Raw genomic sequence first — 24,682 nt, 5'->3', positions numbered from 1 at the left:
GGGGTGGTCGCTGTGCGCGGTGGTCACTGCGCCGCGTGGTCACCTCGCAGGCTGAGCGGGCGCATGTCCGTCCAGACCTCGTCGATCCTCGCCAGGCAGGCCTCGCGCGGGGCCACCGTGCCCTCCTGCCGCCAGCCCGCCGGGAGTTCGCGGCCGGCCGGCCAGAGGGAGTACTGCTCCTCGGTGTTGACGACCACGGCGAAGAGCTCTTCTCGTTCTGCGCGCTCTGCGGGCTGTTCGGTGGTCAGGGGTGACTGCTGCGGGTCGGTCATCGTCTTCGCTCCGGGTTCGGGTGGGTGCTGGTGCTGGTCAGGAGGTGAGCTGTCGGTCTGCCGCTGCCTGGAGGGCGTCCTTGTCGCCGTGGATGACGGCGTCGGGTATCGCGTCGGGCAGGTGGTCCTCCAGCAGGCGGACCGTCTCGTACCTGTGGGCCGTCAGGGCCAGGAGCAGGGTGCACAGGCCGGCGGTGATCACGAGGAGGGCGGTGCCGCGGCCGGTGCCCGTGCCGGTGAACGCGCCGACGGTGTCGGCGAGGGCGCCGCCGGTGGCGAGCAGGGGCTCGAAGACGTGCTCGGACAGGGGGCCCGCCGTCAGGAACCCGGCGGGGACCATCGCCCAGCTGCACATCAGGGTGGTGGCGATCACCCGCCCCTGGAGTTCCAGCCCGACCTTCGCCTGGACCAGGGACATCCAGTGGGTGTTGAGGAAGGCGGTGGCCAGGCCCATGCCGAACAGGCCGAGGGCCGGGAAGGCCGGGTGCGGGCGCAGGCCGATGACCAGCATGGAGAGGCCGATGAGGCCCATCGCCCCGATGATGCCGGTGGTCCTGCGGGGGAAGCCGCCCCAGACCGACATGACCAGGCCGCCCGCCAGCAGGCCCGCGCCGCTGCCGGCGAGTACGAGGCCCAGCGTGGCGGTGCTGCTGAAGGAGAGGACGAGCGGGGTGGCCAGCACCTCCACCATGCCGAACATGAAGTTGAGCACGGCGGTGACGGCGATGATGGACACCAGGCCCCTGCGCTTGGCGATGTAGCGCCAGCCGCCCAGGACTTCGCGGCCGAAGGACTCCTCGCGCCGGTTGAACAGGCTCGCGGGGAAGCGGACGGCCAGGGTGGCCGTGATGGCGACGGCGAAGGTGGCGAGGTCGATCAGGACGATGCCGCGCAGGCCGATCACCGCGGCGAGCGCGCCGCCGAGCAGCGGGCCGAGGACGGTCGCCCCGGCCGTGCCCAGCTGGGCTATGCCGTTGGCCCTGCCGTAGTACCGCTTGGGGACGAGCTGGGTGATGGCCGCCGCGAAGGCCGGCTGCTGGAAGGCGTTGGCGACGGCTCCGAGGGTGACCGCGGCGTACACGTGCCAGAGCTGGAGCCCGCCCGTCCACAGGAGCGCGGCGAGCCCGACGGTGCCGCAGGCGGCGGCGGTGTCGGCCGCGGCCATGACGCGGCGCCGGGAGAAGCGGTCGGCGACGGCTCCGGCCACGGGGGCGAGCAGCACGGCGGGGAGCAGCGCCAGCATGGACACCAGGGCGAACAGCGAGACGGAGCCGCTGCGCTGGTACACCCACAGGCCGAGCGAGAAGCCGGTGAGGCCGGTCCCGATCAGGGAGGCCGCCTGGCCCGCCGCGATGATGCCGAAGGAGCGGAGGGAGGGGGCCCGCCCGGGTGCCGGTACGGGCAGCCCTGCGAGCGGGGTCGCCCGTCCGGTCCGGTCGGAGGCGGAAGCGGAGGCGGAAGCGGAGGCGGAAGCGGAGGCGGAAGCGGAGGCGGAGGCGGAGGCGGAAGAGGAGGCTGCTGACGCAGCGGGTGAGGGTACGGGAGCGGGTGCGGGATCCTCTCGGGGCGGGGTGTGCTGCGGGGCTCCGGCTGCCGGGTGCGGGGCGGCGGTGAGGATCTCGACCAGGTCGGCGGCCTGGTGCTTCTGGAAGTAGTGGCCCGCCCCCTTGATCACGTGGAGCCGCACCTCGTCCGTGAAGTGGTGCCACTCGGACACGCGCTCCTCGTACAGCTCGGTGGCCCGGTCGCGGTCGCCGATGACGCAGTCGACGGGGGTCTTGAGCTTGGTGAACTCCGGGTCCCGGTAGACGGCCGAGTAGTAGTCCTCGCCCTCCTGGGTGTCCCGGAGGAACACCCGCATGGCGAAGTCCTTCTCCTGCTCGCTGAGCACGTCGGTGAAGAAGCCCATGGCGCGCAGGAAGTCCAGGGCCTGGCGGCGCGAGGTCCAGCGCTCCATCGGGAACTTCTCGCGGACCCAGCGCGAGAAGCGCCCCGGCAGCCGCGGGGCCGGGAAGTGGCCGCCGATGACGATGCGGTCGACGTCGACGCCGTCGTCCTCCAGGAGGCGGGCCACGGCCATCGTGGTCGCGCCGCCCATGCAGTGCCCGTACAGCGTGACCGGGCCGCTGACCTGCTCCTTGACGGCGTCGGCGCAGGCGCGGGCCAGCTCCGGCAGCGGGAGCTGGGGCTCCTCGGTGCGGTTGACGTCGTGGCCCGGCGGTTCCAGCGCCCACAGGGCCGTGCCCGCGGGCACGGCGGCGGCGAGGGCCTGGTAGGTGATGGCACCGCCCCCGGCGAAGGGGATGCACACCAGCGAGCGGGCCGTCGGGCCGGTCTGCGGGGTGAGCAGGTGCAGCAGGCCCTGCGGCTGCCGGCCGCCGGGCTCGTCGGCGCCGAGCTCCTGGAGTTCGGCGAGCGCTGCGAGTCCGGCGACGGTGGGGTTGCGGAACAGGTCGAGGACGCCGATCTCCACCCCGTTCTCCCGGGCGGCCCTGACGGCCAGGACGGCCTTGAAGGAGTCGCCCCCCAGGTCGAAGAAGCTCTCGTCCACGCCCACGGAGTCGACGGCGAGGATGTCCGCCCACCGCCGGGCCAGCGCCTCCTCCCTGGGGGTGCGCGGAGCGGCGCCCGCGCTGCCGGCGCGCCGGGCGCTCCCCGGGGCCGGCAGGGCCCGGCGGTCGGTCTTGCCGTTGGGCGTGAGCGGCATGACGGGCAGCACCGTGAAGGCCGCGGGGACCATGTAGTCCGGCAGGGTGCGGCGCAGGAAGGCCCGCCATGCGGCGAGGTCCGGTTCCGCCGCCCCCGGGCGGAGGGTGACGTAGGCCGCCAGGGTCTTCTCCCCGGAGTCCTCGCGGACGGTGACGGCGACGTCGCGGACCAGCTCGTGTGCGCCGAGCGCCTTCTCCACCTCGCCGAGTTCGATGCGGAAGCCGCGGACCTTCACCTGTGCGTCGTTGCGGCCGAGGAGTTCGATGCTGCCGTCGGGGCGCAGGCGCGCCAGGTCGCCCGTGCGGTACATGCGGGCGCCGGGCGCGGTGGCGAAGGGGTCCGGGACGAAGGCGGCCGCGGTGGCGGCGGGCTGCGCCGCGTAGTCGCGGGCCAGGCCGTCGCCCGCGATGCAGAGCTCCCCGACGACCCCGGCGGGTACGGGCTGCAGGGCCCGGTCCAGGACGTAGGCGCGGGTGTTGCGGATCGGGCGCCCGATGGTGATGTCGCCGGGCGCGTCGATGCGGACGGCGGTGGAGTAGACGGTGGTCTCGGTGGGCCCGTACAGGTTCCAGACCTCGGCGGCCCGGTCCCGCAGGGAGTCGGCGAGCTCGCGCGGCAGCGCCTCGCCTCCGCTGAGGGCCTTGAGGCCCGGCAGGCCCTGCCATCCGGAGGCGAGCAGGAGCTTCCAGGTCGCCGGGGTGGCCTGGAGGACCGTGGCGCCCTCGGCGTGGAGGAGCGACGCGAGGCGTTCCGCGTCCTGGGCGTCCTCGCGGGTGGCGAGGACGACGCGGCCGCCGACGGTGAGCGGTGCGAACAGCTCGAACACCGAGATGTCGAAGGCGAAGGTGGTGACGGCCAGGAGGACGTCCGAGGCGTTGATGCCCGGTTCGCTGGTCAGGGAGCGGATCAGGTTGACCACCGAGCGGTGCGTGATCCGCACGCCCTTGGGCCGCCCGGTGGATCCGGAGGTGTACAGGATGTAGGCGAGGTGCTCCGGGGTGGGGGCGGGGCGTCGGACGGCGTACGGGCGGGCGGGGCCCCCGCCAGGGCTCTCGACGCCATCGGCCGCATCCGCAGCGTCCGGGGCTTCGAGGGCGTCAAGCACTTCGAGGGCTTCGAGGGCTTCGAGGGTGAGGACCGGTCCGTCGAACTCCGCGAACGCCCCGGCCAGCGAGGACTGGGTGACGACGGCGGCGGCCGCGGAGTGGCCCAGGATGTACGAGCGCCGCTCGTCCGGGTAGGCCGGGTCCAGCGGTACGTACGCACCGCCCGCCCCGAGGACGCCGAGCAGGGCGGCGGGCAGCTCGGTCGTGCGCTCCAGGCACACACCGACCGGGGTGTCCGGGCCGATGCCCCGGGCGGTCAGCCAGCGGGTGATCCGGTCGGCGCGCTCCTCCAGCCCGCGGTAGGTGAGGGCCTCCCCGGCACCGCGGACGGCCGTGGCGTCCGGGGTGCGGCGGGCCTGCTCCCGGACGAGTTCGTGGAGCAGGGCGGGCGCGTCGGCCTGCGGGGCGGGCTGCCACTGGTCGAGCTGCTGGCGCAGCTCGTCGCCGCCGAGCATCACGGCGTCCTGGAGGAGGGTTCCGGGGGCCTCGGTGAAGGCCCGGGCCAGGTTCTCCAGGTGGCTCAGCAGCCGGTCGGCGGTGCGGGCCTCGAACAGGTCGGTGTTGTACTCCAGCCGGCAGTCCAGGACCTCGTCCCGCTCGTAGACGTACAGGGCCAGGTCGACCTGGGAGGTGTCCAGGTCGAGCGGGAGCCACTCGGTCTCGGCGCCGGGGATCCGCAGCGCCTTCTCGGGCAGGTTGAGCAGGTTGAACATGACCTGGAAGAGGGGGTTGCGGCTCAGGTCCCGGGGCAGCCGCAGGGCCTCGACCAGCCGCTCGAAGGGCAGGGCCTGGTGGGCGTACGCCTCCAGGGCCGTGGTGCGCACCCCGGTCAGCAGCTCCTCGAAGGACTGCGTGCCGCGGAGGGTGGAGCGCAGGACCACGGTGTTGAGGAACAGGCCGACCATGTCCTCCTGTTCGGCACGGGTGCGGCCGGCCACGGGGGTGCCCACCAGGATGTCGCGCTGGCCCGACCAGCGGAACAGCACGGTCTGGAGCACGCCGAGCAGGGTCATGTACAGCGTCGCCCCGTGCTTGCGCCCCAACTGCCGCAGTGCAGAAGTCAGTTCGGGCGACAGGGTGCGGGCGGCCACGGCTCCGCCGAAGGTCTGGACCGGGGGCCGGGGCCGGTCGGTGGGCAGTTCGAGGGCGCGCGGGGCGCCTTCCAGGCGCGCGGTCCAGTAGGCGAGGTGGGCGCTGCCCGATGCCGCGACCTGCCCGCGCTCCCACAGCGTGTGCTCGCGGTACTGCTGCGGCAGCGGCGGCAGGGGCGGGGGTCCGCCGGCGAGGAAGGCGGCGTAGAGGGCGGACAGCTCCCGGCCGATGACCGACAGGGACCAGCCGTCGGAGACGATGTGGTGCATGGTCAGGGCGAGGATGTGGTGGTCCTCGTCCACGGCGATGACCGCGGGGCGGAACAGCGGCCCCTGCTCCAGGTCGAACGGGGCGCGTCCCAGCCGGTGCAGCAGGCGCAGCGCGTCCTCCTCGCGCTCCTGCGCGGTACCGCCTTCGGCGCGGAGTACGGGCAGCTCCACCGGTGCCGCCTCCCGCACCTCCTGGACGGGCTCGCCGTCGGGTGCGGGGAAGACCGTGCGGAGGGCTTCGTGGCGGCTGACGAGGGCGTCGAGTGCAGCGCGCAGGGCCGCGGGGTCGAGTGATCCGCGCAGCCTGATGCCGGCCGCGATGGCGTAGGCGGCCGCCGAGTCGGCGTGGACGTGGTCGAGGAACCACAGGCGCCGCTGGGCGAAGGAGAGGGGCAGGGGCGCGTCCTCCGCCGGGCCGGCGGCCACAGCGCTCGCAGCGGTCTCGGATGCGGCTACGGGTACGGAGGCCGGTGCGGGCAGGGCTGCTGATGCCGGTACCGGAGCCGTACCGGGGCCGTGGCGGGCGACCAGGCCGGCGACGGTCGGTTCCGCGAAGAGGGCGTCCAGCGACACCTCCATGCCGCAGGCCGCGCGCAGGCGGGCCGCCAGCTGGGTGGCCATCAGGGAGTGGCCGCCCAGGTCGAAGAAGTCGTCGTGGACTCCGACGGGGGCGACGCCGAGCAGGTCCTCCCAGAGGGCGGCGACCGCGGCTTCCGCCGGGGAGCGCGGGGCGGTGTACCCGGTCGTGATGCCGGGCCGCTGGAAGAGCGGTTCGCCGCCGGGTACCGGGGCGTCCGGCACCTCGGCACCCGGCGCGTGGGCGTCCGCCTGCTCAGCGGTCCCGTACAGCCCGGTGTCCCCTCCGGGGGAAGGCCGCGCACCGGGGGCGGCGGGCCGCCGGGCGGGCACCCAGTACGACTGCTCGTCGAACGCGTACGTGGGCAGGGCGATCTTGCGGCCCGGTGACGCCACGCCGAAGGCGGTCCAGTCCACCGGGGCGCCGGCCAGCCACAGGCGGCCGATGCCCTCCAGGTAGTACCGGTAGTCGTCCCGCTCGTGCCGCTCGTCCCGGCCGTCCCGTGCTGCTGCGCCGCCGCGGGGCATCAGCGGGACCGCGCGGGCGGGGTCCAGGCCCTGGCGGCGCAGGAGTCCGCTGAGCGTGCGGCCGGGGCCGGCCTCCGCGGCGACCGCGCCGGATCCGGTCAGCAGCCGGGCGCAGTCGGCGAAGCGGACCGGTTCGCGCAGGTGGGAGGCCCAGTACGCGGGGTCGACGGCCTGCTCGGCCGTGATCCAGGTGCCGGTGGTGTTGGAGAGGTAGGGCAGGGTCGGCGGGTGCAGGCCGACGGTGCGGACCAGCTCCTCGAAGGCCTCCGCCGCGGGCTGCACCATCGCGGAGTGGAAGGCGTGGGAGGTGTCCAGCTCCCGGGTCTCGACCCCCTGGTCCAGCAGGTGCGCGCACAGGTCGCGGACCGCGGCGGCGGGGCCCGCGACCACACAGCTGTCCGGCGTGTTGACGGCGGCGAGCGAGACCTCGGGCCCGAGCAGGGCGCGTACGGCCTCCTCGGGCAGCGGGACGGCGGCCATCACGCCCGCGGGCAGGTCCTGCACCAGGCGGCCGCGGGCGGCGACCAGACGCAGTCCGTCCTCCGGGGAGAACACCCCCGCCACACAGGCCGCCACGTACTCGCCCAGGCTGTGCCCGGCCATGGCGGCGGGCCGGATACCGCGCCGCAGGAGCGAGCGGGCGAGCGCGTACTCGACGGTGAACAGGGCGGGCTGGGTGAGCCAGGTCTGCGCCAGCTCCTTGTGGGCGCGCTCCCGGTCACCGGGCCCGGGGTGCAGCAGGGTGCGCAGGTCCAGGCCCAGCAGCGGGCGCAGGACCTCCGCGCACGCGTCGACGGTGCGCCGGTACTCGGCGTCGTGCGCGTACAGCCCGGCGCCCATGGCGGCGTACTGGGCGCCCTGGCCGGGGAAGAGCAGGGCGATGCCCTCCGCGGTCTCCGGCGCCTGGGCGCCGAGCACCCGGCCGGGCTGCGCCGCCCGGAGGGAGTCCCGGGCTTCGGCGCGGTCGCGGGCGACGAGCACGCGCCGGTGCGCGAGCTGCCGGCGGCCGGTCCGGAGGGTGGTCGCGACATCGCGCAGGGAGCCGCCCGGGTCCGCGTCGAGGAAGTCGGCCAGGCGGGCGGAGGCCGCGTCGAGGGCGGACGGGGTGGCCGCCGACAGGACGAGGAGTTCGGGCTCCTGGGCGGGGTCGGTGCGGGGGGCGGCCGGGGCCTCCTCCAGGACGACGTGGGCGTTGGTGCCGCCCATGCCGAAGGAGCTCACGCCCGCGCGCCGCGGCCCGCCGTCTTGCGGCCAGGGCCGCAGGGTGGTGTTCACGTAGAAGGGACTGTCCTCGAAGTCGATCGCGGGGTTGGGCGAGCGGAAGTTCAGGCTGGGGGGCAGCGCGCCGTGCCTGAGGGCCAGAACGGCCTTGATGAGGCCGGCGACCCCGGCGGCCGTGTCGGTGTGGCCGATGTTGGACTTCACCGAGCCCAGGGCGCAGAACCCGGCGTCCGGGGTGTGCGCCCGGTAGGCCTCGGTGAGGGCGGCGACCTCGATGGGGTCGCCCAGGGCGGTCGCGGTGCCGTGCGCCTCCACGTACCCGACGGTCCGCGCCGGGACCTCCGCCTCGGCCAGCGCCCTGCCGATCACCTCGGCCTGGCCGCCGACCGAGGGGGCGGTGTACCCCACCTTGCCCGCCCCGTCGTTGTTGACGGCCGAGCCGCGGATGACGGCGTACACGGTGTCGCCGTCGGCGAGGGCGTCGCTCAGGCGCTTGAGGACGACGACGCCGACTCCGCTGGAGCCGACGGTGCCCGCGGCGTCCGCGTCGAAGGGGCGGCAGTGCCCGTCGGGGGAGGCGATACCGCCCGGCTGGTAGAGGTATCCGCGGCGCTGCGCGGCCTCCACGCTCGCCCCGCCGGCGAGCGCGATGTCGCACTCCCCCGCGAGCAGGCTGCGCCGCGCCGTGTGGACGGCGACCAGCGAGGTGGAGCAGGCCGTGCTCACGCTGATGCTCGGGCCGCGCAGGTCCAGGGCGTAGGACGCGCGGGTGGCCAGGAAGTCCTTCTCCGTGCTCAGGGTGATCTGGTACTCGCCGACGGCCCTGACCAGCTCGGGGCGCGAGAGCAGGTTCTCCAGCAGGTAGCTGCTGCGCCCGGCCCCGGCGAAGACGCCGACGGAGGCCGGGCCTGCGCCGGGGGCGTGCCCGGCGTGCTCCAGGGCCTTCCAGCAGCTCTGCAGGAACAGCCGGTGCTGGGGGTCGAGGATCTGCGCCTCGCGCGGGGTGAGGCCGAACAGGGCCGCGTCGAAGAGGTCGATGCCCTCCAGGACCGTGCCCGCCCGGACGTAGTCGGGGTGGGCGAGGTCCCCGGGGTCCGCGCCGTCCGCGAGGAGCTCCTCGTCGGTGAAGGCCCGTACCGCCTCCTCGCCGTCGCGGATCGTACGCCAGAAGGCCTCGGGGTCGGGCGCGCCGGGGAAACGGCAGTCCATGCCGATGACGGCTACGGCCTCCGCCCCGGCGGCCGTAGGCCCGGCCCCCGGCTCTGCCAGTGCCGCTGCCGGGAGGCCCGTACGCGCTGTCAGGACCGCCGGCTCCGGGGTGCCGGGGTCCGGCTGCGGGGCGGCGAGGTGGCGGGCCAGGCTTCGCACGGTCGGGAAACGGAAGAGGTCGGTGACGCCCAGGGCGGGGAAGCGCCCGCGCAGGAGCGCGTGCACCCGGAGCAGGAGCAGCGAGTGCCCGCCCGCGTCGAAGAAGTTCTCGTCCGGTCCGACGCGGTCCACACCCAGGACCGTGCACCAGGCCTCGGCCACGGCGCTCTCCGCGGGGTCGCGGAGCGGTTCGTCCCGGGGCCCGGCGGCCGCCGCGGGGCGGGGCGCGGGGAGGGCGGCGCGGTCCACCTTGCCGTTGACGGTGAGCGGCAGTTCACCGAGGACGACGACCGACCGGGGGACCATGTGCTCGGGCAGGGTGCGGGCGAGGGCGCGGCGCAGCTCCTCCGGGTCCGGCGGCGGGCCGGACGCGCCGGCGGTCGCGTAGGCGGTCAGCTCCCGGTCTCCGGGCCGGTCCTCGCGCAGGACGGCCACGGCCTCGCGGACCCCGGGGAGGGCGGCGAGGGCGCTCTCGATCTCGCCGGGTTCGACGCGGAAGCCCCGGAGCTTCACCTGGTCGTCGGCCCGGCCCAGGTAGGCCAGTTCTCCGGTGTGCAGCAGCCGGACCAGGTCGCCGGTGCGGTAGAGGCGTCCGCCGGGCGGGCCGAAGGGGTCGGGGACGAAGCGCTCCGCGGTGAGCGCGGGCCGGTTGAGGTAGCCGCGGGCCACACCGCGGCCGCCGACGTAGAGCTCGCCGACCGCGCCGGGCGGCACCGGTTGCAGGCGGGCGTCGAGCACGTGGAGCGCGGTGTGGGCGATGGGGCGGCCGATGGGGACGGAGCCGCTGTGCGGGGTGTCGGCCGCGACCTCGTGGACCGCGCAGCCGACGACCGTCTCCGTGGGCCCGTACTCGTTGACCAGGCGGGTTCCGGGCGCGTGGGCGCGCCAGAAGGCGACCTGGCGGGCGCCCAGGTCCTCCCCGCCGATGACGAACGTCCGCACACGGCCGGCGGCCTCGGCCGCGGGCAGCTGCCGGGCCACGATGTCCAGGTGTGCCGGGGTGGTCTTCACCAGGCCGTGGGCGGCGTCCCGGAGGGCCTCGCCCAGGGCGGCCGCGCCGGCCCCGGAGGGCAGCATCCCCACGGCGCCGCCCGCGAGGAGCGGGACGAGCAGGCTGGTGACGGTCAGGTCGAAGGCGAAGGACGAGTGGACCGGCGAGACGTCCCCGGGCCGTACGTCGTAGAACTCGCGGGCCCACGTGGCGTAGTTGACCACTCCGCCGTGGGTGACCATGACCCCCTTGGGGCGGCCGGTGGAACCGGAGGTGTAGATGACGTACGCCAGGTCGCCGGGTGCGGCGGCGGGCCCGGGGAGCGGCTCCGCACCGCCCTCGGCGAGGTCCTCCGGGGTCAGGACGCGGACCCGGCCGTCCGCCGTGGCGCGGTCCGCGAGCCCGGGTGTGGACACGACGACGCGGGCGCCGGTGTCGCGGAGGATGTCCGCCAGCCGCTCGGCGGGGTGCTCCGGGTCGAGCGGCACGTACGCGGCGCCCGTCTTGAGTACGGCGAGCAGGGCGGCGGCCAGGTCGGCGCTGCGCTCCAGGCACAGCCCGACCAGGTCGCCGCGGGCGACGCCGTGGTCCCGGAGCGCCGCGGCCCAGGTGTCGGAGCGCCGGTCGAGCTCCCCGTAGGTGAGGGTGCCGGAGGCGTCGTGGACGGCGGCGGCACCGCGGTGGGAGGCGGCCGCGGCCCGGAACAGCTCGTGCACCGCGGCGGCCGGCGCCGTGGCCGGGGCTGCACCGGCGCCGTCATCGGACAGCAGGGCGCTGCTCTCGCCCTCGGCGAGGAGGGGCAGCTCCCGGAAGCCGGTCAGCGGGGCGGCCGCGGCGGCGGTGAGGAGCCGGTCGAAATGGGCGAGGAACCGGCGCACGGTCGGCTCCTCGAAGAGCTCGGTGCTGTACTCCAGGAGCCCTTCGAGTCCGTCGGCGCCCGTGCGGAGCGCCATGGTGAGGTCGAACTTCGCCGTCTCCGCCGGCACGTCCACCGGGACGGCGTCCAGTCCGTCGAACTGCGGGGACCGCTCCCCCTCCTCCGCCTGCATGAGGAACATCAGCTGGGAGAACGGGTGCCGTCCCGCAGTCCGCTCCGGGCGGGCCTCCCGTACGAGGCTGTCGAACGGGACGGCCTGGCGGCCGTACGCGTCGAGGAGGGCCGCGCGCACCCGGGAGGCGACCTCGTCGAGACCGGGGTTTCCGGACAGGTCGGCCCGGATGGGCAGGGTGTTGGTGAAGAAGCCGATCAGGCCCTGCACTTCGGGCCGCGTGCGGTTGGCCACCGGGGTGGTGACCACCAGGTCGCTGCGCCCGGTGTAGCGGGCCGTCAGCATCAGGAAGACGGAGAGCAGCACCATGTACGGGGTCGTGTCGGTGCGCCGGCAGACCTCCTGGAGCCGGGCGCCGTCGAGCCCGAGGCGGAACGGCAGGGACCGGCCGCGGCCGGACGGGTGGGCGGGGCGCGGGTGGTCCGTGGGCAGTTCGGTGGCGGCGGGCGCGCCGCGCAGGACGCCGCCCCAGTACGCGAGCTGTTCGCGGTACTCCGCGCCCTGGGCCCAGTCGTGCTGCCATTCGGCGAAATCGGCGTACTGGACGGCGAGCGGGGCGGGTTCGGTCCCCTCGGCGCGCAGGAGGCGGTTGTAGGCGGCGCTCAGCTCCTGCCAGAGGATCTGCAGGGACCACTCGTCGGCGACGATGTGGTGCAGGGTGAGCACGAGGACGTGCTCCTGCGGCCCCAGGCGCAGCACGGCGGCGCGCAGGAGGCCTCCGGCGGACAGGTCCATCGGGGCGGCGGCCTCCGCGGCGAGCCGCTCGGCGAGCGCGGCCGCTGCTGCCGCTGCGGCTTCCGGGGACTGCGGGTCGTGCCCGTCGGAGCCGGCTCCCAGGTCGGTCACGTCGAGGGTGAAGGGCGCGGGTTCGCCGATGACCTGGCGGAAGCCGGTGGCGTCGGCGCGGAAGGCCGTCCGCAGCGTCTCGTGCCGCCGTACGAGCTGCTCGAAGGCCCCTTCCAGCGCCCGGACGTCGAGCGGCCCGGACAGCCGGAAGGCGGAGGGCAGCAGGTACGAGGCGCTGCCCGGCGCGAGCCGGTCCAGATACCACAGCCGCTGCTGCTCCAGCGACATGCGGGCGGCCGGCCCGTCGGGCCTGCGGGGGATGGCGCCGTCACGGGCGGGCGTCCTGCCCCGTCGGGCGAGCAGGAGGCGGCGCTGCCGGTCCGTCAGGGAGGGGCGCGGGGTCGAATCGCTCATGGTGCGCTGTCCTGGGTCTCGTGTGCACTGGATACGGCGTCGAGCAGGGCGTCGGCTTCCTCGTCGGAGAGTCCGGCGACCAGCAGGTAGTCCTCTGCTGCCCGTTCGATGTCCGGGCCGTGCTCCTGGTGCAGGACACGGGCGTACGAGGCCGGCGTCGGGTGGTCGAAGAGGGTCTTCAGGGGGACGGTGACGCCGAGGTCCTCGTCCAGGCGGGCGGCGAGCCGGGTGGCGAGGAGCGAGTGGCCGCCGAGGTGGAAGAAGTGGTCCCCGCGCCCCGCGGACTCCAGGTGCAGTACGTCGGCCCAGGCCCGGGCGAGTACGGTCTCCAGCGCACCGCGCGGCGGTTCGCAGGCGCGGGCCCGGACCGGCGCCGGTTCCGGCAGCAGTCGGCGGTCCACCTTCCCGGAGGGGGTGAGCGGGAGCGCGTCGAGGACGGCGAACGCCTGCGGCACCATGTACGCGGGCAGCCGGTCGGAGAGCTCCTCGCGCAGGCGCTGGCCGAAGTCCGCGTGGTCTCGGGCGTCGTGGCCGGTGCCGTGGTCGCGGGCGTGGTCCTGGTCGCGACCGTGGTCCTGGTCGCGGCCGTGGTCCTGCCGGTCGACCGGGTCCCGCGGGACGACGTAGGCGCACAGGTACGGGCCCGTCTCGCCGCTGCGGGCGGTGACGGCCACGGCGCCGACGCCGGCGAGGCGGGAGAGCTCGGCCTCGACCTCGGCCGGTTCGACCCGGTGTCCGCGGATCTTGACCTGGTCGTCCGCCCGGCCGAGGAACTCCACGGTGCCGTCCCGCGCGATCCTGACCCGGTCCCCGGTGCGGTAGACGCGCTCTCCGCCGGGCCCTGCGCAGAACCGCTGGGCGGTCAGGCCTGGCTGGTCCAGGTAGCCGTCGGCGAGGCAGGCGCCGCCCAGGACCAGTTCCCCGGGGACCCCGTACGGGACCGGCCGCAGCCACCCGTCGACGGCGGCGGCGCTCACGGCGGCCACGGGCCTGCCGATGGGCGGGAGGTCGGGCCAGTCGGCGGGGCTCCCGCGCAGGGTGTGGGCGGTGGCCACGTGGGTCTCGGTGGGGCCGTAGTGGTTGTGCAGGGTGCTGCCGGGCAGCGCCGCGAAGAACTCCCGGACGGCTGGGGTGATCCGCAGCTGTTCGCCCGCCGTGACCACCTCCGCCAGCCGGAGCCGGACCTCCGGGCTCCAGGCGCGCGCCAGCTGGTCCAGGGCGACGAACGGCAGGAACACGCGCTCGATGCGGGCCTGCTGGAGGAAGCGGAGCAGTTCCCGGGGGTCGCGCCGGGTGTCTTCGTCGACCAGGACGAGCGTGCCGCCGCCGGCCCAGGTGGAGAACAGCTCCTGGCAGGAGACGTCGAAGCCGAGGGAGGCGTACTGGAGCGTACGGGCGGCCCCGCCGAGACCGCCCGGGCCCTGCTGCCAGTCGACGAGGTTCGCGACCGCACGGTGCGGCATGGCCACGCCCTTGGGCACCCCGGTCGAGCCGGAGGTGAACAGGACGTAGGCCAGGCTCCCCGCGTCGCGGCCGCCCGGCGGCGGGGTGGCGGGCTCGCGGGCGGTGAGCGGCGCCTCCTCGTCCAGGCACAGCACCCGGTGACCGCCCTCGGGCAGGGGCGGCTGCTCCGGGCGGCGCGTCAGGACGAGGCGGGCCGCGGATCCGGACAGGGTGGCGGCGAGCCGCGCCGGGGGGTAGCCGGGGTCCAGCGGTACGTACGCGGCCCCCGCCTTGAGGACGGCCAGCACGGCCACCGGAAGGTGGAGGGAGCGCTCCAGGCAGAGCGCGACCGGTGCGCCGGGACCGGCGCCGTGGTGCCTGAGCCGGTGCGCGAGGCGGTTGGCCCGCTCGTCCAGCTCCCGGTAGGTGAGCACGGCCCCGCCGTACTCGGCGGCTGCGGCCTCCGGGGTCGCGGCCGCCTGGCGCTCGAACAGCGTGTGCAGGGACTCCGGTTCGGTGGTGGCGCCGGGTCCGCTTGTCTGCGCGGCGCCGTCCCCGGGTGCCAGGAGGGGGAGCCGCGAGACCGGGCTGCCCGGCTCCGCGGTGATCGACTCCAGCAGGGTCCCGTAGTGGTCCAGCAGGCGTTCGGCGGTCACCGCGTCGAAGAGGTCGGTGGCGTACTCGACGACGAGGGCCGGACCCGGGGGGCCGGACCCATCGGAGGATCCGAGGGGGTCAACGCCCTGGGCGGACTCTGCGGCCTCCACGTAGAAGGAGAGGTCGAACTTGGCACAGGAGTTGTCCAGTTCGCCTTCGAAGGCGATCCCCGGCCCGGCGCCCGTGGCCACGGCCGGTACGGGCTCCTGGTAGACGAAGAGGGTCTGGAACAGCGGGTTGACGGCGGCGTCCCGCTCCACGTCCACGGCGCCCACGATCCGCTCCAGCGGTACGTCGCCGTGGTCGGCGGCCGCCAGGACGGTGCGCTGCACCTGGGCGAGCAGTTCGGCGGCGGAGGGGTCCCCGGCCAGGTCCACGCGCAGCGGCAGGGTGTTGGTCATCATGCCGACGAGGGGGTGGGACGCCCGCGCCGACCGGTGGGCCAGCGGGACTCCGGTGGTGATGTCGGTCTGCCCGGTGTAGCGGTGCAGCAGGACCTGGTAGGCGGCGAAGAACACCGCGAAGGGCGTGGTGCCCGCTGCGGCGCCCAGGGCCCGGACCGCGGAGCCGAGGCGGGCGGGCAGCTGCCGCCGTACGCGGGCGCCCGGGCGGGTGGCGGGACCGGAAGCGGGGCGGGTGCCGGCGCTGCGGCGCGGGCGGTCGGCGGGCAGGGCGAGCGGAGCCGGAGGTGAGTCGAACACCTCGCGCCAGTAGCAGAGTTGGGCCTCGTGGAGCGCTTCGCGTGCGGGGGTGCGGCTCCACAGGGTGATATCGCTGTGGCGGACGGGCAGTTCCGGCAGCTCCGCTGGGCGGCCGGCGGCCAAGGCCGCGTACAGCTCGGCGAGTTCGTCCATCAGCACCCGTACGGACCAGCCGTCGAAGGCGATGTGGTGGACGGACAGCAGCAGGCGGTGGGCGGAGTCCGCAAGCCGGACCAGGGCGCAGCGCAGCAGCGGTCCGGAGCGCAGGTCGAAGGGGCGGGCCGCCTCCCGGCGGAGGGCGTCGAGGCGGGCGGCGCGCTCGGGCCCGGGGCAGTCGCGCAGGTCGGCCCGCTGGAGGGGTACCGGGTGGCGGGCGTCGCGCCGGGACTGCGGGCCGCGGGCGGTGCCTTCGAAGCGGCTGTGGAGGGGTTCGTGCCGGCGTACGACTTCGTTGACCGCCTGCTCCAGGAGCTCGGGGCGCACGGGCCCGGTGAGGGCGAACGCCATGGCCACGACGTACTGCGGGCTGTCCGGAGCCAGCTGCTCCACGAACCAGATGCGCTGCTGGGCGTCGGACAGCGGCAGCGGGTCCGCATCGGCGGCGGTGAGCCGGACGGGCGCGGCGGGGACGGGCTGTGCGCAGGGCGCCGGGTCCGTCAGGTCGAGGACCCGGGCGAGCGCGGCGACGGTCGGGTTCTCGAAGACGGTGCGGGGGGCCACGGGGACTGCGAGCGCGGATTCCAGTTCGGCGGCGATGCGCATGGCGAGCAGCGACTGCCCTCCCAGTGCGAGGAAATCGTCGTGGACTCCGAAGTCCTGCCGCCCGAAGAGGCGCCTCCAGACCTCCAGCACGTCCTTCTCCCGGCCGGTGCGCGGGGCGGCGGCAACGGAGCCGTCGCCCTGGCCGGGGCCGGATGGCAGGCGGCCCGCTGCGGGCAGCGGCAGGGCGCGGCGGTCCACCTTGCCCTGGGGGGTGAGGGGGAAGGAGGCCAGCACCACGAGCGCGCGGGGGACCATGTAGGCGGGCAGGCGGCTGCGCAGGTGCCCGGTCAGCACGGCCTCAGTCGACTCGGTCCCGGGCTCCGCGCTCCCGGACGCCACGCCCCCGGGCTCCGCGCTCCCGGGCGGGCCCTCGGACCCGCCGGCGCCCGCCCGAACCGCGACGTGGGCGACGAGCTCCCCGCTCAGCGGGCCGCTCTGCGCCACCTGCACCACGGCCGAGTCCACCAGTGGATGGCCCGCGAGGCAGGCCTCGATCTCGCCGGGCTCGATGCGGAACCCGCGGACCTTGACCTGGTGGTCCGTGCGGCCCAGGAAGACGAGTGCGCCGTCCTCGCCCCGGCGGACGCGGTCGCCCGTCCGGTAGAGGCGGGAGCCGGGCACGGGGCTGAACGGATCGGGTACGAAGCGCTCGGCCGTGAGGCCGGGCCGGCCCAGGTACCCCCTGGCCAGGCCCGGACCGCCGATCCACAGCTCACCGGCCCCGCCCTCGGGGACGGGCGCCATCTGCGCGTCGAGCACGTGCAGTTCGGCCCCGGCGACGGCGTGTCCGATCGCGGGCAGGGAGTCGGACCGGGCGCCGTCCGGCGGCTCGGCGGCCCCGTCCGGCACGGTCCCGGAGGTGGCCACGACCGTGCACTCGGAGGGGCCGTAGTTGTTGACCAGCCGGAAGGGCAGTCCGGCCGGGGGGAAGCGGTTGAGGCGGTCGCCGCCGGTGAGCAGGTACCGCAGGGCCGTGTGCGCGGGCCACTGCAGTCCGAGCAGCCCTTCGGCCATGGGGGTGGGGGCGAACGCCACCGTGACGCCGCGGCCCACGATCCAGTCGCGGAGCCGGATCAGCGAGTCGCGGGTGTCGGGGTCGGGCACCGCCAGGACGGCGCCCGCGCACAGGGCCGGCCAGATCTCCCAGATTCCGGCGTCGAAGGCGGGCGAGGCGACCAGCGGGGTGCGGTCCCCCGGGGAGAGCCCGAAGGCCCGTACGTGCCAGTCGACGAGCCCGGCCAGTCCGCGGTGGGTGATCTGGACGCCCTTGGGCTCGCCCGTGGAGCCCGAGGTGAAGACGGCGTACGCGGCCTGTTCGGGCCGGGTGTCCCCGGACAGCCCCTCCCCCTCTTCTTCGGGGAGGGCGCCCGTCGGGGCGTCGTCGATCCGGCACTCCAGCACCCCAGGATGGCCGAGGTCCGCAGGCGCCCCCGGCGCGGTCACGACGGCCACGGCCCCCGACTGCCCGATCAGCGACGTGAGCCGCTGCCTGGGCGCGGAGGCGTCCAGCACCACGAAGCAGCCCCCCGCCCGCCAGACGGCCAACTGGGCCACGACCAGGTGGGGCGAGCGCTCCAGCACCAGCGCCACCGGACTCTCCGCCCGCACTCCCGCCCGGCGCAGCCGACGCGCAAGCCGGTCCGCGGCGGCGAGCAGCGCACCGTACGTCAGCGCCCCGCCCGACCACTCGACGGCCGTGGCCCCCGGGGCCGTGTACGCCCGGCTGACGACACGACGAACGACGCCGACGGCTGCCATTCCTGCTGCCTCTCTCCCCCGTGCGCGACAGCGCTCGGCCATAAAAGGAACCACAACCGCCGATTTGCTGTTGCGGATAGGCCGCTCCCCCACGGCCTTCCCTGACACCACGGAAATCGAATCACAGCCGGGGCCGCCTGTCACCTGTTGTGGATAAACGCTGACTGTACGTCAGAAACGGATCTGATAATCAAATGCCCGTGCACCCCGCGGCCGCCAACGGAATCCCCAGCTCCGGAAATACCCGGGCCCGCCGTACCGGCACCACAAGGCCGCCACAGGCGGCCGCGGGGCGGAACTCAGCTGGCAGGCACCACCCTCCGCGGCGAGCCCGCGGGCCCGCGACCGGCACCGCAGGCACCGCAGCAGCCCCGGCCGGACGGCAATGCCGGAGCACCCCTTTGGTATGCACCTGCACTGCCCTCCGCACGAAACGGAGAACAATGCACCTGCGGCCGGGCAGCGCACCGGACGCTCTCCAAAAGCCCGCACACTGACGCCTATCGGGACACCCGCCTTCGAATATCCCGACCGCGGACAGCCCGGCGAAGCCGGGAGCCATTGCCGCCACCGGACTTCTCCCGCACTGCTCAGCACCGGAGTTCCGGTCGATCCGGACTTCGACATTCCCCTCTCGGCGCGCCCTTAAGGCCGACCCGGTGTCCGTTCAGCGATCACCCCCGCACACAATGTCCGCATGACGAACAACTCGGAGCGCAAGGCTCCCCAGCTGGGCTTCCCTGCCGGCATACCCCTCGGCCTGCTGCTGGGGCTCGTCCTCGGCCTCGCCGCCCTCGACAACCTCGCGATCGGCATCGGCGTAGGACTCCCGCTCGGCGCCGCCCTCAGCGTCATGCCCGTGCCCCGGAAGGACGCGGAAGCGGGCGGGCCGGAAGGCACCTGACCGGCCCGCGGAGCGCCCGGATCCGCCGGAAGATCACACGTGCGAACCCGGCGGTGTGAGCACCGCGGACCTGCGCGGCCCCGGCGGGTGCCCGCGCCGCCGGGCCGACCGGGTGCGCCCACCGGTGTCGGCGCCCCGGACCGCCGGGGCCGTCCGGGGCCGGAACCTACGGTGGCCGCCATGACCCGCCACCGCGTCCGGCCCGGTGGTCATCCCGACCCTGCACATGCGGGTCGGCGACCGGCTGCTGCTGCACGGCTCGGCCTTCGGCCGCTTCATCACGACCGCCGCCGCCGGGGCGCCGCTGTGCGTGACGGCGACGCTGATCGACGGGGTGCTCCTGGGCCGGGCGTCCTCCCACCACTCGGCCGCCTACCGCTCCGTCATGGTCTTCGGGAAGGCGACCGCGATCGAGGACGAGCAGGAGCGGGCCGACGCCCTGGCCGAGGTGGTGGAGAGCGTGGTGCCGGGGCGGCTGTCCGGCCCGTACGCCGCGCGCCGCCCCAGCGTCGAGGAGGCCCGGCACACCGCCTGCCTGACGATGCCCATCGAGGAGTTCCCGATGAAGGTGCGGGCCGGGTTCGCGCGCGACGAGCCGAAGGACGACGGGGTCGGGGCCTGGGCCGGGTGGATCCCGCTGACCACCGTCCCCGGCACGCCCGCGCCGGACGCGATCACCGGCGGGCGCTTCCCGGCGCCGGAGCACGACCCCTCGGTCCACCGCTTCCGCCAGGACCGCTGACCGGGGGCCGGGGCCGCTGACCAGGTCTGGTGCCTCACGCCTGGGGCCCGGGGCGTGGCCGTCGAACAGCCGCAGCCGCGCCGGACGCCGTCAGCCCCCGTCCGCCGCCGGGCGCAGTTCGCGCGTGAGGGCGGCGAGGGCGAAGGCATGCGCGGAGGCCTGCTGCCAGCGGGAGCGGCCGAACATCACGTCCTCGGAGAGCCCGCTGAGCATGGCCACGGCCCGGATGGTGAACTCGGGGACGTCGACCTCGGCGAACTGCCCGAGTTCCCGCCCCTCGCGGACGATGGCTTCGAGTCGCTCGTCCCAGCCGTCCAGCAGCCCGGTGAGGATGCGGCGGCCCGCGTCGTCGTGGCGCTGGAGCAGCACCTGCGTCCAGAGCGCGTACCGCTCGTCGCCCTGGTCGCGCGGCAGGTAGAAGCGGACGAACAGGTCCAGCTTCTCGGCGGGGGACGCGGCCTGGTCGGCGGCCTGCTGGAACCGGTCCCAGAGGTCCGCCTGGCTCCAGGCGAGGACCTCGAGCAGGAGCCGGTCCTTCTTGCCGAAGTGGTAGAGGATGTGGCCGGTGCTCATGCCGGCCCGCTCGGCGATGTCCGACATCCGCAGGGCCGCGGTGCCCTTCTCGGCGATGACGCTGATGGCGGCCCTCATCGCGCGGCCCCGGGCCTCGTCCCCGCTGGGCTGGCGCTTGCGGTCGGCCGGGGTCCGGGCCGCGGACCGCGGGGCGGCTGCGGCCCCTGCGCCTGCACCAGCACCTGCGGAGCCGCCCGCACCGGCGCCCGCACCCGCCGCCGCACCCTCCGACGGCGGGAGGGGGTCGGACGGGGAGGGCGGCCGGGGCGCGGTCTCTGACGTCGGCATGGGCTCGCTTTCGGTTCCGGAAGTCCAGGCTCCGAGTTTAGGTTCCCAGCTTCCCCAAATCTAGATTCCTAGTCTAGACTGAAAATCTAGTCAGTGCGATGGGGTGTGTGACGGCCGGTGTGCGCGGCCGCCCCGACGGCCAGCGGCCCGCCTGCCCTACTCACCACCCGGGAGCCACCCTCATGACGCGCGGATTCGATGTCGTGGAGACCTGTATCGCCGACCTGCGCGAGGCGCTGGAGAAAGGCGAGGCCACTGCGGTCGGCCTGCTCGACGCCTACCTCGCGCGGATCGAGGCGTACGACCGGCCGGGCACGGCCACCGCCCTGAACGCGATGGTGGTCATGAACCCGCACGCCCGCGCGGACGCGGAGGCCTCCGACGCCCGCCGCGCCCGCGGCGAGACCCTCGGCCCGCTGGACGGCATCCCCTACACCGCGAAGGACAGCTACCTCGCCCAGGGGCTGACGGCCGCCTCCGGGTCCCCGGCCTTCGAGCACCTCGTCGCCCAGCGCGACGCCTTCGCCATCGAGCGGCTGCGCGCGGGCGGCGCCGTCCTGATCGGCCTCACCAACATGCCGCCCATGGCGAACGGCGGGATGCAGCGCGGCCTGTACGGGCGCGCGGAGAGCCCGTACAGCGCCGACTGGCTCACCAGCGCGTACGGCTCCGGCTCCTCGAACGGCTCCGGGACGGCGACGGCGGCCTCCTTCGGGGCGTTCGGCCTAGGCGAGGAGACCTGGTCCTCAGGTCGGGCCCCCGCCTCGAACAACGCGCTGTGCGCCTACACCCCCAGCCGCGGCGTGATCTCGGTGCGCGGCAACTGGCCGCTCGTACCGACCATGGACGTCGTCGTCCCCCACACCCGCACCATGGCCGACCTGCTCGAACTGCTCGACGTCATCGTCGCCGACGACCACGAGACGCGCGGCGACCTGTGGCGCGCCCAGCCGTGGCTGCCCCTCCCCGCCGCCTCGCAGGTGCGGCCCGCCTCCTACCCGGCACTCGCCCCCGCCGACGCCCCGGCCGCGGCGCGCGCCCTCGCGGGCCGGCGCGTGGGCGTGCCCCGCATGTACATCAACGCCGACCCGGACGCCGGTACGAACCCCGACGGGGGCATCGGCGGCCAGACCGGCCAGCGCATCGACACCCGCGCCTCGGTGATCGCGCTGTGGGAGGCCGCGCGCCGCGACCTGGAGGCCGCCGGCGCCGAGGTGGTCGAGGTCGACTTCCCCGTCGTGACGAACTACGAGGCCGACCGCCCCGGCGCGCCCTCGCTGTTCACCCGTGGGCTGGTCACCCGCGACTACCTCACCTTCGAGATCGAGGACCTGTCCGCCTGGTCCTGGGACGACTTCCTGCGCGCGAACGGCGACCCGGCGCTGCCCTCGCTGGCCGAGGTCGACGGGTCCCGCATCTGGCCGAAGCAGGAGGGCGAGCTTCCCGACCGGTACGAGGGCTTCGAGGACACGATCGGCGAGTACCCCCGGATCGTGCGCGAGCGCCCGTACGCCTCCCTCGCCGACATGCCGCACCTGGAGCAGGGGCTGCGCGGGCTGGAGGAGACGCGCCGCGTCGACCTGGAGCTGTGGATGGACGGGCTGGGCCTGGACGCGGTGGTCTTCCCCGCGGTCGCGGACGTCGGCCCCGCGGACATGGACGTCTCCGAGGCCTCCGCGGACCTCGGCTGGCGCAACGGCGTCTGGGTCGCCAACGGCAACCTGGTCCCCCGCCACCTCGGCATCCCGACCGTGACCGTGCCCATGGGCACCATGGCGGACACCGGGATGCCCGTCGGCCTGACCTTCGCGGGCCGCGCCTACGACGACAACGCCCTGCTGACCCTCGCCGCGGCCTTCGAGCGCACGGGCGACGGCAGCCGCCGCACCACTCCGCCGCGCACCCCGCGACTGCCGGCGCAGTGAGCCGGGACCCGGGCCCCTTCGACCGAGGGGGCCCGGGGCGGTCACCGCCCCACTGAACCGTCGATCTGCTCGCGCAGGATGTCCGCGTGGCCGGCGTGGCGGGCGGTTTCCTCGATCATGTGGACCAGTACCCAGCGCATCGAGGGCGGCGGGGTCTCGCGCAGGGAGCGGGCGCCGGGGCGGTCGAGGTCGGGGCAGGCCAGGGCGACTTCGTTGGCCCGGGCGATGGCCCGGCGGTAGGCCTCCGCCAGGCCGGCCGCCGTGTCGTCGGCGGTCACGGCGGCCTCGTCGTCCCAGAGTTCGCGGTCGGCGCCCGCATAGGCCCAGACGAACCAGTTGAGTTCGACGGCCGCCAGGTGCTTGAGCAGGAGCAGCAGGCTGGTGCCGGAAGGGACCCCGGCCGTACGGGCAGCCGGCTCCGGGACCCCGGCCGCCTTCGCCAGGACGGACTCGCGCAGGTAGTCCAGGAAGGTCAGCAGGGTGGTCTTCTCGTCGGCGTTCACACCGGGCGGCCGAAGGTCGGGGCGGGGCTCCGTGGTCGTCATGCCGGAACCGTAGTTGATGGGTGCACACCATCCCGGGGTGGAGGGGGCGGCGGGTACGTGGTCATCCGGATGCTTCCGGTCGGGTGCGCAGCTCAGGGCAGCAGGGGGTCGGCGGGCCGGGCGCCCGCGGTGACCTCGAAGGCGGCGTCGGCGCCGGTGAGCCGGAGCAGCCGGAGCACCTGGGCGGAGGGGGCGGCCAGCCGGAACGCGATCCCGGCCGCGACGGCGCGCTGCCGGGCCTTCAGGAGCTCGTTGAGGCCGGCGGAGGCGCAGAGGTCCAGCCCCGCGCAGTCGACGGTCAGCACCCGCGGCACGGGCGGACCTTCGAGGGCCGCCGTCAGGGCTCGGGCCAGGACGGCCGCGGTGCCCAGGTCGGCCTGACCGGTCAGGACCAGCACGCAGGTGCCCGCGGGGGCCCGGCGCCGGGATGTCCTCAAGCCTTCGTCCATGAACGGCTCCTTCGGATGACTGCTCACGTCTGCTCGGGCTGCTCGGCTGTCCTGTTGTGCAACGGCTGGAATGTTCGACGCCCGGCTGCCCGGATCGGTTGCCGGCCGCCCGGCCCACGCCGATCCGCTGCACCGCTTGCCGTCCTACGACCGTCGCCCCGGACGAAGGCTGCCCGCAGCCCGTGGAACGAACTGCCGACCGGCAAACCGGCCCCGAAACGAAACCGGGCGGCACGAGCGGGCGGGATCGCGCGCAGCACGACCCCGCGGGCAGGCGTCCCGGCAGCCGCGCCGCCCCGGCCTCCCGGCCAGAGCCGCGACCGCGGCTCCACCGGCCGTTCGCGGCCGGACAGCGGCGCGGGATGAGCCATCCCGCCCTCCGGACCGGTGCGCGGCGGCGGTACGGTCGTGCCGGGCGGCGGCCCTCGCGGCGCCGGTACCGGTGCCGTACCCCCACCGCCGACCCCTGCTCCTGACCACCCTGCCCGCCCGGCCGGGCGACCGCGCCGATCGACAGACGAGGACCTCCATGGCCAGCACCCCCAAGATCGGGGACACCGTCGCAGACTTCAGCCTGCCCGGCGGACACCTGGACGGCGACACCTTCCACCGGCGCGACTACACCCTGGGCGAACAGCGCGGCAAGCCCCTCGTCCTCGCCTTCTACCCCGGCGACGACACCCCGGTGTGCACCGCGCAGCTGTGCTCGTACTCCGACGGCCTCGCCGAACTCCAGGCCGCCGGGGCCGCCGTGTGGGGCATCAGCCCCCAAGGCGTCGACAGCCACGAGCAGTTCGCCCGCGGCCGCGGGCTGCGCATGCCGCTGCTCTCCGACCAGGGGCGTACGGTGGCGAAGTCGTTCGGGATCACCGCTCCCCTGATCGGGCTGCGCCGGGCCGTGTTCATCCTCACCCCCACCGGCCGCCTGCACTGGAAGCACGTCACCGCGGTCGGCGCCACCTACCCGTCCGCCGCCACCCTGAACACACAGCTCGCCCGCATCACGGCCTGAGCGCGGGGCCGGGGCCGGTGCCCGGGCCCGTCGGGCGGCGGCGTACACCCTCCGCGGTGAGCTGTACGAGCTCACCGCGCACGGTGTCGTGGTGGGTGGGGTGGAAGCCCGGGACGGAACCGGTGCGCGCGCCCGACACGGGGTCCCAGATCTCCAGCCCCGGGCCGCCCGCCGAGAACAGCAGCCCGTCCGCGGCGAAGAACGGCCCCTCCGGCCCGCCGAACGCCGCCGTCTCCTCGGCGCCCCTGTTCGGTGGGCGCGAGGTCCAGGACCGTCCCCGCCTCGGCGGGGAAGGGCACGAGGGGACCCGCGCCGGGCACCGGGCGGGAGGCGTCGACGACCTCCGCCCGTCCGACGGAGCCGACCAGGCTCCCGTACTGACCGTCCCAGCAGTCCTCGCAGATGCGGCCGGAGTCGACCGCCCGGCCCTGCTCGGCTGCCCGGCGGCAGGAGGCGCACACACGCTGGTGGTCGAGGCCGCGCCCGGTCTAGTGGACGGAGTAGTCCCGGGCACGGGGCGCGGTCCTGAGGTGCGGGCAGAG

General features: G+C 75.2%; 10 protein-coding genes. 4 read left to right on the top strand and 6 right to left on the bottom strand.

All coding sequences use genetic code 11. The features are described from left to right. Positions 1–23: 23 nt before the first annotated feature. The 3 genes from ACZ7JZ_RS13895 to ACZ7JZ_RS13885 are packed head-to-tail and all read right to left on the bottom strand — an operon-like array spanning position 24 to position 17,702. Entirely contained in the window at positions 24–272 is a 249-nt protein-coding gene (locus ACZ7JZ_RS13895) for an MbtH family protein (RefSeq protein ID WP_470937775.1), read from the bottom strand. A gap of 37 nt (positions 273–309) precedes the next feature. Further along, a complete protein-coding gene (locus tag ACZ7JZ_RS13890) occupies positions 310–12,381 on the bottom strand; it encodes an amino acid adenylation domain-containing protein (RefSeq protein WP_470937772.1) in 12,072 nt (4,023 codons plus the stop codon). Beyond that, complete coding sequence (locus tag ACZ7JZ_RS13885; protein WP_470937769.1) at positions 12,378–17,702, bottom strand: amino acid adenylation domain-containing protein; 5,325 nt, start codon at positions 17,700–17,702, stop codon at positions 12,378–12,380. Before ACZ7JZ_RS13885 ends, ACZ7JZ_RS13890 begins: the two co-directional genes overlap by 4 nt. Positions 17,703–18,399: 697 nt before the next feature. On the opposite strand from ACZ7JZ_RS13885, the gene ACZ7JZ_RS13880 reads away from it, so the two are divergent. Beyond that, positions 18,400–18,606: a glycine zipper domain-containing protein gene (locus tag ACZ7JZ_RS13880; protein WP_470937767.1), complete on the top strand. Its 207-nt coding sequence runs from the start codon at positions 18,400–18,402 to the stop codon at positions 18,604–18,606. Between the two features lie 205 nt (positions 18,607–18,811). Next, a complete protein-coding gene (locus tag ACZ7JZ_RS13875; RefSeq protein ID WP_470937764.1) occupies positions 18,812–19,348 on the top strand; it encodes a pyridoxamine 5'-phosphate oxidase family protein in 537 nt (178 codons plus the stop codon). A 90-nt stretch (positions 19,349–19,438) separates the two neighbouring features. Here ACZ7JZ_RS13875 and ACZ7JZ_RS13870 read toward each other — a convergent pair whose 3' ends face one another. Then, positions 19,439–20,209, bottom strand: a complete 771-nt coding sequence (locus ACZ7JZ_RS13870) for a TetR/AcrR family transcriptional regulator (protein ID WP_470937761.1) — start codon at positions 20,207–20,209, stop codon at positions 19,439–19,441. 182 nt (positions 20,210–20,391) lie between these two features. On the opposite strand from ACZ7JZ_RS13870, the gene ACZ7JZ_RS13865 reads away from it, so the two are divergent. Next, the gene (locus tag ACZ7JZ_RS13865; RefSeq protein WP_470937759.1) at positions 20,392–22,134 is read left to right on the top strand and encodes an amidase; all 1,743 of its coding nucleotides are present in this window, start codon (positions 20,392–20,394) and stop codon (positions 22,132–22,134) included. A 41-nt stretch (positions 22,135–22,175) separates the two neighbouring features. Here ACZ7JZ_RS13865 and ACZ7JZ_RS13860 read toward each other — a convergent pair whose 3' ends face one another. Together ACZ7JZ_RS13860 and ACZ7JZ_RS13855 are read right to left on the bottom strand one after the other, a co-directional pair. Continuing rightward, positions 22,176–22,679 (bottom strand): DinB family protein, encoded by a 504-nt coding sequence (locus ACZ7JZ_RS13860; protein ID WP_470937756.1) that lies wholly within the window; start codon positions 22,677–22,679, stop codon positions 22,176–22,178. A 92-nt stretch (positions 22,680–22,771) separates the two neighbouring features. Further along, positions 22,772–23,128, bottom strand: coding sequence for an STAS domain-containing protein (locus ACZ7JZ_RS13855; RefSeq protein WP_470937753.1), 357 nt, complete (start codon positions 23,126–23,128; stop codon positions 22,772–22,774). Positions 23,129–23,657: 529 nt separating this feature from the next. Here ACZ7JZ_RS13855 and ACZ7JZ_RS13850 point away from each other — a divergent pair. Then, positions 23,658–24,140, top strand: a complete 483-nt coding sequence (locus ACZ7JZ_RS13850; protein ID WP_470937750.1) for a peroxiredoxin — start codon at positions 23,658–23,660, stop codon at positions 24,138–24,140. The last annotated feature ends 542 nt before the right edge of the window (positions 24,141–24,682 follow it).

This window comes from Streptomyces sp. NPDC038213 (assembly GCF_055600495.1).
The sequence above is the reverse complement of the archived record's forward strand: the minus strand, read 5'-3'. Positions and strand labels throughout refer to the sequence as shown.

Excerpts from the sequence above, each read along its gene's own strand:
- ACZ7JZ_RS13895 (WP_470937775.1), bottom strand. The coding sequence starts at position 272 with ATGACCGACCCGCAGCAGTCACCCCTGACCACCGAACAGCCCGCAGAG.
- ACZ7JZ_RS13890 (WP_470937772.1), bottom strand. The coding sequence starts at position 12,381 with ATGAGCGATTCGACCCCGCGCCCCTCCCTGACGGACCGGCAGCGCCGC.
- ACZ7JZ_RS13885 (WP_470937769.1), bottom strand. The coding sequence starts at position 17,702 with ATGGCAGCCGTCGGCGTCGTTCGTCGTGTCGTCAGCCGGGCGTACACG.
- ACZ7JZ_RS13880 (WP_470937767.1), top strand. The coding sequence starts at position 18,400 with ATGACGAACAACTCGGAGCGCAAGGCTCCCCAGCTGGGCTTCCCTGCC.
- ACZ7JZ_RS13870 (WP_470937761.1), bottom strand. The coding sequence starts at position 20,209 with ATGCCGACGTCAGAGACCGCGCCCCGGCCGCCCTCCCCGTCCGACCCC.
- ACZ7JZ_RS13865 (WP_470937759.1), top strand. The coding sequence starts at position 20,392 with ATGACGCGCGGATTCGATGTCGTGGAGACCTGTATCGCCGACCTGCGC.
- ACZ7JZ_RS13860 (WP_470937756.1), bottom strand. The coding sequence starts at position 22,679 with ATGACGACCACGGAGCCCCGCCCCGACCTTCGGCCGCCCGGTGTGAAC.
- ACZ7JZ_RS13855 (WP_470937753.1), bottom strand. The coding sequence starts at position 23,128 with ATGGACGAAGGCTTGAGGACATCCCGGCGCCGGGCCCCCGCGGGCACC.
- ACZ7JZ_RS13850 (WP_470937750.1), top strand. The coding sequence starts at position 23,658 with ATGGCCAGCACCCCCAAGATCGGGGACACCGTCGCAGACTTCAGCCTG.